The sequence below is a fragment of the Cellulomonas sp. B6 genome (assembly GCF_001462455.1).
GTDB lineage: Bacteria > Actinomycetota > Actinomycetes > Actinomycetales > Cellulomonadaceae > Cellulomonas.
The window spans coordinates 1-11,102 of record NZ_LNTD01000146.1; the positions used below are offsets into that span (position 1 = coordinate 1).

The 11,102-nt window shown below is 76.0% G+C and carries 10 protein-coding genes; 3 read left to right on the forward strand and 7 right to left on the reverse strand.

Annotated features, from left to right (window positions below; genetic code table 11):
• The 5 genes from ATM99_RS13420 to ATM99_RS13440 all read right to left on the reverse strand — a co-directional run.
• Positions 1-2,103: 3-hydroxyacyl-CoA dehydrogenase NAD-binding domain-containing protein (locus tag ATM99_RS13420; RefSeq protein ID WP_062103386.1), on the reverse strand; the 2,103-nt coding region annotated here is incomplete at its 3' end.
• A complete protein-coding gene (locus ATM99_RS13425; protein WP_062103387.1) occupies positions 2,100-3,338 on the reverse strand; it encodes a thiolase family protein in 1,239 nt (412 codons plus the stop codon). The genes ATM99_RS13425 and ATM99_RS13420, both read right to left, overlap by 4 nt.
• Before the next feature lie 221 nt (positions 3,339-3,559).
• Positions 3,560-4,819, reverse strand: a complete 1,260-nt coding sequence (locus tag ATM99_RS13430) for an HRDC domain-containing protein (RefSeq protein WP_062103394.1) — start codon at positions 4,817-4,819, stop codon at positions 3,560-3,562.
• Between the two features lie 115 nt (positions 4,820-4,934).
• On the reverse strand, positions 4,935-5,474 hold the full coding sequence (locus ATM99_RS13435) for a LuxR C-terminal-related transcriptional regulator (protein ID WP_223305076.1): 540 nt from the start codon (positions 5,472-5,474) through the stop codon (positions 4,935-4,937).
• Positions 5,475-5,520: 46 nt separating this feature from the next.
• A complete protein-coding gene (locus ATM99_RS13440) occupies positions 5,521-6,102 on the reverse strand; it encodes a DUF3000 domain-containing protein (RefSeq protein ID WP_062103388.1) in 582 nt (193 codons plus the stop codon).
• A gap of 172 nt (positions 6,103-6,274) precedes the next feature.
• On the opposite strand from ATM99_RS13440, the gene gndA reads away from it, so the two are divergent.
• Genes gndA through ATM99_RS13455 form a run of 3 tightly spaced genes read left to right on the forward strand, consistent with a single transcriptional unit; the run spans position 6,275 to position 9,743 of the window.
• Entirely contained in the window at positions 6,275-7,744 is a 1,470-nt protein-coding gene (gene gndA / locus ATM99_RS13445) for an NADP-dependent phosphogluconate dehydrogenase (protein ID WP_062103389.1), read from the forward strand.
• Positions 7,741-8,997, forward strand: coding sequence for a carboxylate--amine ligase (locus ATM99_RS13450; RefSeq protein WP_062103390.1), 1,257 nt, complete (start codon positions 7,741-7,743; stop codon positions 8,995-8,997). Before gndA ends, ATM99_RS13450 begins: the two co-directional genes overlap by 4 nt.
• Positions 8,994-9,743: an aspartate/glutamate racemase family protein gene (locus ATM99_RS13455; RefSeq protein WP_062103391.1), complete on the forward strand. Its 750-nt coding sequence runs from the start codon at positions 8,994-8,996 to the stop codon at positions 9,741-9,743. The genes ATM99_RS13450 and ATM99_RS13455 overlap by 4 nt, the downstream gene beginning before the upstream one ends.
• A gap of 64 nt (positions 9,744-9,807) precedes the next feature.
• Here ATM99_RS13455 and ATM99_RS13460 read toward each other — a convergent pair whose 3' ends face one another.
• Complete coding sequence (locus tag ATM99_RS13460) at positions 9,808-10,293, reverse strand: hypothetical protein (protein ID WP_062103392.1); 486 nt, start codon at positions 10,291-10,293, stop codon at positions 9,808-9,810.
• Positions 10,290-11,102: dihydrofolate reductase family protein (locus tag ATM99_RS13465; RefSeq protein ID WP_369798083.1), on the reverse strand; the 813-nt coding region annotated here is incomplete at its 5' end. The genes ATM99_RS13465 and ATM99_RS13460, both read right to left, overlap by 4 nt.

The window sequence follows — 11,102 nt, forward strand, 5'->3', positions numbered from 1 at the left end:
GGCGACGCCGTCGGGCAGCAGGCGGCGGCCGAGCACGCGCTCGCCGTAGCCGCGACGGTCCAGGTACGGCGTGATGCCGCCGAGGTGGAAGCCCCACCCGGCACCGAGGACCATGCACAGGTCGATCTGCTGCGGCGTGGCCACGACGCCCTCGTCGAGCATGTGCCCGATCTCGACCGTCAGCGCCGTGAGGACCGCGTCGAGGACACCGGCCTCGTCGAGCGGCACGGTGCCGACCGCGCCCTCGCGCGCCGCGTCGAACACGGCCTGGACGCCCGGGTCGACGCGCTTCGGCAGCCCCTTCGCCGGTGCCGGGCGCACGACCGTGGTGCGCTCGGCGACCAGCCTCTCGAGGCCGGGGGACCGGGGGAACCGGTCGCCGAGGTCCTCGCGCAGCGACGTCAGCACGTGCAGCCCGACGGCGGGCCCGACGAGGTCGAACAGCTCGAACGGCGGCATCGGCAGCCCGAGCGGGTCGAGCGCGCGGTCCGCGACCTCGACGGGTGTGCCGTGCTCGACCGCGTCGACCACCACGCCGAGCAGCAGCACGAGCAGCCGGTTCACGACGAACCCCGGGCGGTCGCGCACGAGCACCGCCGTCTTGCGCAGCTGTGCGGCGAGCGCGAACGCCGTGGCCAGCGCCTCGTCCGACGTGCGCTCGGCCTGCACGACCTCGACGAGCGGCATCGCCGCCACGGGGTTGAAGAAGTGCAGCCCGACGACCCGCTCGGGGTGCCGCAGGTCCGCGGCCATGCGCGTGACGGACAGCGCCGAGGTGTTGGTGGCGAGCACGGCGTCGGGGGCGATCACGTCCTCGAGCTCGGCGAAGACCCGCTTCTTGAGGTCGAGCACCTCGGTGACGGCCTCGATGACGAGGTCGCACCCGGCCAGGTCCGTGAGGTCGGTCGACCCCGTGACCTGGGCGACGACACGCGCAGCCGCGTCGGACGACATGCGCCCCGACGACACGAGCCGCTCGACCGTGGAGCGCACCGCGGCGAGGCCGTGCGCGACCCGCTCGTCGTCGAGGTCGCGCATGACTACCGGCACGCCCAGGCGCTGCGCGAACAGCAGCGCGATCTGCGCGGCCATGAGCCCGGCGCCGACGACCCCGACCCGGGTCACGGGCCGGGCCAGCGACCGGTCCGGCGCGCCCGTCGGCCGTCGGCCGGCCTGCACGAGCCCGAACGCGTACACGCTCGCGCGCATCTCGTCGCTCATGATGAGGTCGGCGAGCGCCTCGTCCTCGGCCGCGAACGCCGCGTCGCGGTCCGCGTCGCGTGCGGCCTCGAGCAGGTCGAGCGCGCGGTAGGGCGCGGGGCGTGACCCGTGGACGACCGCGTCCAGGTGCCGGCGCGCACCCTCGACGACCGTGCGCCACGTCGCGGCGTCGTCGAGCGGCCGCCGCGGCACCGTCACCTCGCCCGCGAGGACGCGCGCGGCCCAGCGCACGGACTCCTCGAGGAAGTCCGCGGTGTCGAGCACGGCGTCGACGAGCCCGATCTCGGCGGCCTGTTGCGCCGTGAACGGCTTGTTCGCCGCGGGGCGGGTGAGGACCACGTCGACCGCCCGCTCGATCCCGACGAGCCGCGGCACGAGGTACGCGCCGCCCCACCCGGGCACCAGGCCCAGCCCCGTCTCGGGCAGCGCGAGCGCGCGGACGTCGGCGGCCGCCGTGCGGTAGTCGCAGTTGAGCGCGACCTCCAGGCCGCCGCCGAGCGCCGCGCCGTTGACGAACGCGAACGTCGGCACGCCCAGCTCGCCGAGCAGGCGGTACGCGGCGTGCCCGCCTCGGCCGAGCGCGAGCGCGTCGTCGCGTGACGTGACGCCGGCGACCTGCGTGAGGTCGGCGCCCGCCGCGAGGTAGTACGGCTTGCCGGTGACGGCGAGCGCGACGATCTCGCCGCGGGACGCGCGGTCGCGCTGCGCCTCGAGCGCGGCGGTGAGCTCGGCGATCCCCTGCGGGCCGAGCGTCGTGGGCTTCGTGTGGTCGAGCCCGTTGTCGAGCGTCACGAGCGCGAGCGTGCCGAGCCCGCCGGGCAGCCGGACGTCGCGGACCAGGGCGTGCGTGACGCGCTCCTCGCGCGGGGTGGGCGTGCTCATCGGGCGGCCTCCTCGCCGGTCGCGTGCGGGTTCTCCCAGACGACGGTGCCGCCCTGGCCGAGACCGACGCACATCGTGGTGATGCCGTGCCGGACCCCGGGGTGCTCGGCGAACTGCCGCGCGAGCTGTGTCATGAGACGCACGCCCGAGGAGGCCAGCGGGTGGCCGACCGCGATGGCGCCGCCGTACGGGTTGACGCGCGGGTCGTCGTCGGCGATGTCGAAGGCGTCGAGGAACGACAGCACCTGGACCGCGAACGCCTCGTTGATCTCGATCAGCCCGACGTCGTCCATGGTCAGGCCGGCACGGTCGAGGGCCTTGCGGGTCGAGGGCACCGGGCCGAGCCCCATGACCTCGGGCTCGACGCCCGCGTAGGCGAACGACACCAGGCGCATGCGCACCGGCAGGCCGAGCTCCTCGGCGACGTCCTCGGCCGCGAGGAGGCAGGACGCCGCGCCGTCGGTGAGCGGGGCGGACGTCGCGGCGGTCACGCGGCCGCCTGGGCGGAACGGCGTCGGGAGGTCGGCGACGCCCGCGAGCGTCGTGCCGGGGCGGGGCGGCTCGTCCGCCGTGGCGAGCCCCCAGCCGCGCTCGGGGTCGCGCAGCGCGACGGGCACGAGGTCGGGCTCGATGCTCCCCGCGGCCAGCGCGGCCGCGTAGCGTGCCTGGCTCGCGACGCCGTAGGCGTCCGCGCGCTCCTTGGTCAGCGCGGGGAACCGGTCGTGCAGGTTCTCGGCCGTGGCGCCCATGTTGAGCGCGTCCGCCGCGACCAGCCGCTCGGCGAGGAAGCGGGGGTTCGGGTCCGCGGCCAGGCCCATCGGGTGCCGGCCCATGTGCTCGACGCCGCCCGCGATCGTCACGTCCTGCGCGCCGAACCCGATCGCGGCGGCGGTGCTCGTCACGGCGGTCATCGCGCCCGCGCACATGCGGTCGACGGCGAAGCCCGGGACGCTCGGCGGCAGCCCCGCGAGCATCGCGACCGTGCGCCCGAGCGTCAGGCCCTGGTCGCCCTGCTGGGTCGTCGCGGCGAGCGCGACGTCGTCGACCCGGTCCGGCGGCAGCTGCGGATGGCGCCGCAGCAGCTCGCGCACGGTCCGCACGGCGAGGTCGTCGGCGCGGGTGTGGGCGTAGAGGCCGTCCGCGCGGGCGCGTCCGAACGGGGTGCGGACCCCGTCGACGAAGACCACGCGACGGCCCTGCGGCGGCCGGGCGGCGACGGGTGAGGAGCTCGGCATCTGTCCTCCTGCGGGACGACGGTGTCCTGGAGAGAGCGCGGGGAGCGCGGTCGTGCGGTCGGGACCATCGTCCCTGGACGCACGAAGTTACTCAAGAGTAACAGCGGTCGACCAGCGCGTTCCCGCGCACCCCCGAGCATGCCGGACGAGCGTCGCGAGGGCGCGGCGGAGCCACGCGGCGGGCCGGACGACCTCTCCGTGACCGCGTACGGCGCGGGACGTCAGGACGTCGTGAAGGCCGCCACGAGACGCTCGGAGAGCAGCTCGACCTGCCACGGGCGTGCGCCGCCCGCCGTCAGGGTCGCCGCGACCGACGCGACGTCGAGCGGGGCGGGCGGGGACCAGCACAGCCGACGGAGCAGGTCCGGCTGCAGCAGGTTCTCGACGGGCACGGTGTGGTGCTCGGACAGCTCCGCGACGACCGCGCGTGCGGCCACCAGCCGGGCGGCGGCCGCCGGGTCGCGGTCGGCCCACGCGCGCGGCGGCGGCGGTCCGTCGCTCGCCGGGCCGCGCGGCGAGGGAAGCTCGGACTCGGGGAGCGCCGTCGCGCGGTCGATGGCCCCCTGCCACAGCGCGGCGCGCCGACGCGTGCCCTTGCCCATGAACGGCGGCAGGGCGGTCAGCTGGCCGACGGTGCGCGGCATGGCCTGGGCGGCCGCGACGATCGCGGCATCGGGCAGCACCCGGCCGGGGGAGACGTCGCGCTCGCGCGCGTTGCGGTCGCGCGTCGCGTGGAGCTCGCGGACGACGGCGAGCCGACGGGGGTCGCGGATCGTGTGCAGGCCCGACACCCGGCGCCACGGCTCGGCGCGCGGGGCCGGCGGCGGGGCGGTCCGCACGGCCTCGAACTCCTGACGCGCCCACTCGGCCTTGCCCGACACCGCGAGCCGCTCGGCGAGGACCTGGCGCACCTCGACGAGCACCTCGACGTCGAGCGCGGCGTAGCGCAGCCACTCGGGGGGCAGCGGACGCGTCGACCAGTCGACCGCGGAGTGCTCCTTGGCCAGGCCCAGCCCGAGGGTGTCGGCCACGACCGCCGCGAGCCCGACGCGCTCGAGACCCAGCAGGCGGGCGGCGAGCTCGGTGTCGAAGACGCGCGAGGGACGCATGCCCTGCTCGGCGAGCCCCGGCAGGTCCTGCGACGCGGCGTGCAGCACCCACTCGACGCCGACGAGCGCGTCCGACAGCGCCGACAGGTCCGGCAGGGCGATCGGGTCGATGAGCGCGGTGCCGGCGTTCTCGCGGCGCAGCTGGACGAGGTACGTCCGCTGGCCGTAGCGGTAGCCCGACGCGCGCTCGGCGTCGACCGCGACGGGCCCGGTGCCGGTCGCGAACGCCTCGACGGTCGCGGCGAGCGCGGCGGGCGTGTCGACGACGGGCGGCACGCCGTCGGCGGGCTCGAGCAGCGGGACCACCGGGGGTGGCGTCGGTGCGCCGTGCCCGTCGGCCTCGGGCTCCTCGTGCGACACCTCGGCCTCCATGGCACCCACCGTAGGCGACGAGCGGGCCGCGCCCGTGCAGGCCGGGCGCGCGTCGTGCGTCGTGCTCGTCACGTGGTGCGATCGCGACGTGTGCCGGCCGACGTCGGCCGACGCGTCAGTCGATCAGACCCGTGCGGATCGCGATCGCGACGAGCTCGGCGCGGTCGCCCGTGCCGAGCTTGCGGGAGATCCGCGCGAGGTGGCTCTTCACGGTGAGGGCCGAGAGCCCGAGCTCCTCGCCGATGCTGCGGTTGGTGTTCCCCTCGGCGACGCGGGCCAGCACGCTGAGCTCGCGTGCGCTCAGCTCCGCGGTGGGGGCGGCGGGGACGGCCGCGGGGACGGGTGCGCGCACGGGCGCCGTCGCCGCCTCGGTCGTCGACGCGACGCCGCCGCGCAGACCCCCGGCGAGCAGCGCCGACAGCTCCTCGCGTGCGGCGTGCCGGGCCAGGACGACCACGCGGTGCGCGCCGCGGCGCTGCAGCGTGCGGACGAGGGCGCCGCCCTCACCGTCGGCGATCTGCGTGACCACGACGCACATCGGGTGCCGCGCCGGCGCCGGCGCGGGTGCGCGCCGGGACGTCGGCACGCCGGTGAGACCGGTCGCACGACGGGCCTGGAGGTCACGGGCGTCGCGGCGCAGGGGCTCGATGGTCACGTCTGCCCATCGGCAGGAGGTGCGGCGGACTTGAGGCGGCGCGGGCTCAGCGGCGCGGCAGCGCGACGACGCCCTCGGGCAGCGGCGGCAGGCCCGCGGCCGTGCACAGCAGCGTCGTCCAGGCCGTGAGGTGCGGCGCGAGCTGCTCGTCCCACGCCGTCCAGGACGCACGGATCTCCAGCTCGGTCTGCTCCTCGCGCCGCTCGAGCGCACCGAAGGACTGCGACAGCACCCGGGTCACGGTGCCGCCGGCGGCGTGCGGCTCCACGCCGGCGGTCGCGAGCGACTCCGCGAACCACGACCACGCGACCTCGGCGAGCATCGGGTCCGCCCCGACCTCGGGCTCGAGCGTCGCCCGCACGAGCGTCACGAGCCGGAACGAGCCCTCCCACGCCTCCTGGCCCTCGGGGTCGTAGAGCACGACGAACCGCCCCGAGGCGAGGTCCTCGGCCGCGACCGAGCGGCGGGCGGTGCGCACGTCAGCGGTGAGCGCGGCCGTGAACGGCGCGATGCGGGCGGGGCCGGGCACCTCGTCGAGCACCACCTCGGGGCGCACGGGCACGCCGCGCAGCGAGCGCAGCGCCCGGACGAACTCGGCGGGGACGTCCTCGGGTCCGGCGGGGGTCACGCGGCGAGCGTACGGGCGGGCCGTGCCGTCTCGGTCCCCGGCACGCCGGGGGAGGTGACCTCGGGGCGGTCTAGGCTCGTCGTCGCACCCGCACGCGCGTGGCGGGCGCCCCGGCGGCACCGCCGGGGGCGCCGGTCGGCGACGTGCTCCCCGGCATGAAGGAGCGCACCTGATGTCTGTCCCGTCGTCGGCCGTCGGCACCGCGCAGATCGGCACCGCGCAGATCGGTGTCACGGGGTTGGCCGTGATGGGCCGCAACCTGGCGCGGAACTTCGCGCGCAACGGGTTCACGGTCGCGGTCCACAACCGCACGTTCGCGCGCACCCAGTCGCTCGTCGCCGAGCACGGCGCCGACGGGACGTTCGTGCCCTCGGAGTCGATGGCGGACTTCGTCGCGTCGCTCGAGCGGCCGCGCAAGGTCGTCGTCATGGTGCAGGCGGGCGCTCCCACGGACGCCGTGATCGACGAGCTCGTGCCGCTGCTCGAGGAGGGCGACATCGTCGTCGACGCCGGCAACGCGCACTTCCCCGACACGATCCGTCGCGAGGCGGCGCTGCGCGCGAAGGGCCTGCACTTCGTCGGGACCGGTGTCTCGGGCGGCGAGGAGGGTGCGCTCAACGGGCCGTCGATCATGCCCGGCGGCACCGCCGAGTCGTACGCGTCGCTCGGCCCGATCCTCGAGAGGATCTCGGCGAAGGTCGACGGCGTGCCGTGCTGCACCCACGTGGGCCCCGACGGCGCCGGGCACTTCGTCAAGATGGTGCACAACGGCATCGAGTACGCCGACATGCAGCTCATCGCCGAGGCGTACGACCTGCTGCGCAGCGGCCTGGGGGCGTCGGCGCCGGAGATCGGCGAGGTCTTCGCCGCGTGGAACACGGGCGACCTCGAGTCGTTCCTCATCGAGGTGACCGCCGAGGTGCTCGCGCACACCGACGCCGCGACGGGCCGGCCGTTCGTCGACGTCGTCGCCGACGCCGCCGAGCAGAAGGGCACCGGCCGCTGGACCGTGCAGAACGCGCTCGACCTGGGCGTGCCCATCACGGGCATCGCCGAGGCGACGTTCGCGCGTGCGCTGTCCGGCTCGGCGCCGCAGCGCGCCGCGGCGCGCGGCGTGCTCCCGGCCGACACGCTCGCGTGGAACATCCCCGACGCCGGTGCGTTCATCGAGGACGTGCGGCTCGCGCTGTACGCGTCGAAGGTCGTCGCGTACTCGCAGGGCTTCGACCAGATCGCCGCGGCCAGCGCGCAGTTCGGGTGGGACATCGACCGCGGCGCGATGGCGCGCATCTGGCGCGGCGGCTGCATCATCCGCGCCAAGTTCCTCGACCGCATCACGCAGGCGTACGAGCGTGACGCTCACCTGCCGCTGCTGCTGGCCGACCCGTACTTCACGGCCGCCGTCGCCAACGGCGTGGCCGCGTGGCGGCGCATCGTGTCGGCCGCGGCCGCGCACGGCGTGCCGACGCCGGCGTTCTCGTCGTCGCTCGCGTACTACGACGGCGTGCGGGCCGAGCGCCTGCCGGCGAACCTCATCCAGGCGCAGCGCGACTTCTTCGGCGCGCACACCTACCGCCGCACCGACCGCGAGGGCACGTTCCACACGGACTGGTCGGGCGACCGCTCCGAGCAGACCTGGTGAGCCGCCGCACGGGGGCCCAGGTGCCCGTCGCCCGGCTGCAGCCGGTCATCCTCGGCGGTGACGTCGGGGCCTACAGCCTCGCGCGGACGTTCCACGAGGCGTACGGCGTGCGCTCGGTCGTCGTGTCGACGTTCTCGACCGGGCTCGTGCGGCACTCGAGGATCCTCGAGAACGTCGTCGAGCCCGGCATCGACGACGGCCCGACGGTCGTGCGCCGGCTGCGCGAGGTCGCGGCGCGTCTCGGCGACCGGCACCTCGTGCTGCTCGGCAGCGCCGACTGGCTGGTGCGGACCATCGTCGAGAACCGCGCCGAGCTCGAGGACCTCTACACGATCCCGTACGTCGACGTCGCGACGCTCGACCGCGTGACCGACAAGGTGCTGTTCGGCGAGCTGTGCGCCGAGCTCGGCATCGACCACCCCGCGACGGTGGTGCACGACGTGCAGGGCGGCGGCACGCCCGACACGTCGGGCCTGCGGTTCCCCGTCATCGCGAAGGCCGCGGACACCGCCGCGTACCACCTGGTCGAGTTCCCGGGGAAGAAGAAGGTCTTCACGGTCGACACCCCGGCCGAGCTCGCGGAGCTGCTGGGACGCGTGCAGGCCTCGGGGTACCGCGGCAGCTTCGTGGTCCAGGACCTCATCCCGGGCGACGACTCGGGCATGCGGATCCTCACGTGCTACTCGGACGCGAGCGGGAAGGTGCGGTTCTCCGCGTTCGGGCACGTGCTGCTCGAAGAGCACACGCCCGGCGCGCTGGGCAACCCGGCCGGCATCATCACCGGTCACGACGAGCGGATCGTCGCGCAGGCCACGCGGCTCCTGGAGCACCTGGGCTGGACCGGGTACGCGAACTTCGACCTCAAGCACGACCCGCGCGACGGTCGCACCGTGTTCTTCGAGCTCAACCCGCGTCTCGGGCGGTCGAACTTCTACATCACCGCCGGCGGGCGCAACACCGCCGAGCTGTACGTGCGCGAGCACGTGCAGGGGCTCGACCCGCTGCCCGACGGCGCCGCCGACCACCTCACCGAGCCGCACCTGTACACCGTGCTGCCGCGGTGGCTCCTGCGGCGGTACGTCGCCGACCCGGCGCTGCGTGCCCGCACGCGTGCGCTCGGCCAGGCCCGCCGGGTGACGAACCCGCTGTGGTACCGCGCCGAGACCGACCCGCGGCGCCTGGCGTACCTCGCGGTCGCGCAGGCCAACCAGGTGCGCAAGTACCGCCGGTACTACCCGACGGGCGACGCGTGAGCACGGCCCCGCACGACCCGGCGGCCCCCACCGGGGCCGCCGGCCGGGTCGAGGTCGGCGTGATCGGCGGCGTCGGCCCGGCGGCGACCGTGTGCTTCCTCGACCTCGTCGTGCGGCACACCGCGGCCGACCGTGACCAGGACCACGTCGACCTCGTCGTGCTGCAGCACGCCTCCATCCCGGACCGCACCGCGTACATCCTCGGGCGTTCGCAGGAGGACCCCGGCCCGGTGATGGCGGCCGACGCGCGCCGCCTGGAGCGGCTGGGCGTCGGCTTCGTCGTCGTCCCGTGCAACACCGCGCACCACTTCACGGACGAGGTCGCGGCCGCCGTGGACGTGCCCGTGCTGAGCATCGTCGACGAGACGGCCGACGAGGTCGCGGCCCGTCCGGGCACCGCCCGGGTCGGCGTGCTGGCCACGAGCGGCACGCTCGCCGCGCGCGTCTACCAGCGTGCGTTGGAGGCCCGCGGGCTCGAGCCCGTCGTGCCGGACGACGCCGACCAGGACGTCGTCATGGGCATCATCTACGACCAGGTGAAGGCCGGACGGCCGGCCGACGTCGCGGCACTGCACGGCGTGGCGGACCGGCTCGCGGCCCGCGGCGCCGACGTCGTGGTGCTGGGCTGCACCGAGCTGTCCGTGGTCGCCGCGGAGCACGACCTGCTCGCGGACCCGCGGTACGTCGACTCGCTCGACGTGCTCGCGCGCCGCACGGTGACGCGCGCGGGCTACCCGCTGCGCTGACGCGCGCGGGCCGCCCGCCGCGTCGACCGGCGCACCGCGCGCCCGGCCGGGCGCGCGACGCGGGTCAGCCCAGCTCGCTCGTGCCCGAGTACAGGTGCAGCACCGGCACGTGCAGCTCGTCGCGCGCGCGCGACGCCCAGTCGGTGTGGAACGTGTCCTCGACCATGTGCGGGTACGTCACCACGACGACCTCGCGCACACCGCCACCGGCCACCGCGCCGCGCAGCGCGGGCAGCGGGTCGTCCTCGGTGATCTCGCCCGTGGCCTCCCGGCCGGCGGCGACGAACGCCGCGACGCTGCCGGCGACCTGCTCGGCCGCGGTCTGCCGGGCCTGCGTGCGGCTGGGCTCGTGGCCCGTGGCCCGCTCCCACGCCTCCTTGAGCTCGCCCATGCTCAGCGCGTCGACGATCCACGGCACGAGCGGGCGGTCGGTGTCGGCGGGCACGAGGACCCGGTAGGCCAGCGTCTCGTCGGCGTGCAGGTCGACGATGTGCTGGACGTCGGAGGCGGCGAGGGTGTCCTCGGCGAGGACGAGGATGGTGTCGGTCACGCCCCCGAGCCTACGGCCGCGCGCAGGTCCCAGCAGGTCAGCAGCGTGCCGTCCGGCGCGTGGAGCACGTGCCGCAGGTGCGCGGGGCGTGACGGCGCGAGCCAGGGTGCGCCGTGCACGACGCGCGGCGCGGGCCCGGCGACCAGCGTCGGGGCCGTCGTGAGGCACAGCTCGTCGACGACGTCGGCCGCGAGCAGGTCGCCCAGGAGCCCGGGGCCGCCCTCCGCGAGCACGTGCGTCAGGCCGCGGGCGCGCAGCGCCGCGACGGCCGCGGGCAGGTCGGGGGAGTCGGGGTCGTCGCGCTGCGGGACGACGAGCGTGCGGTCGGGCCCGACGAGGTCCCGGGCGTGCGCGGCGCCGGCGGCGCCCGTGACGACGAGGGGCGGTCGCGCACCGGTCGTGAGGTCCGCGGGCACGTCGCCGCGCCGCGTGACGACCGCGAGCCGGACGTGGTCGGGCAGGCCGGCCGCCGCGCGGGCCGCGCGCAGGTGGTCCGCGACCGGCAGCTCGCGGTAGCCCTCGGCGCGCACCGTCCCCGCGCCGACGAGGACGACGTCGGCCAGAGCGCGCAGCACCGCGAACACCCGCGCGTCGGCGGGCGTGCCGAGCGAGCCGGAGCGGTCGTCACCGCCCGTCGCGGCCCCGTCGACCGACGCGACCATGTTCGCGCGCACGTGCGGCGCGTCGCGCACGAGCAGCGCGACGAGCTCCGCCTCGCCCGGCACGGGTGCGAGGGTGCGCCGGTCCGTCACGGGCACGAGCACGTCGAGCGGGACGTCGGGGGGCGTGGGCTCCGGCACACGACCAGG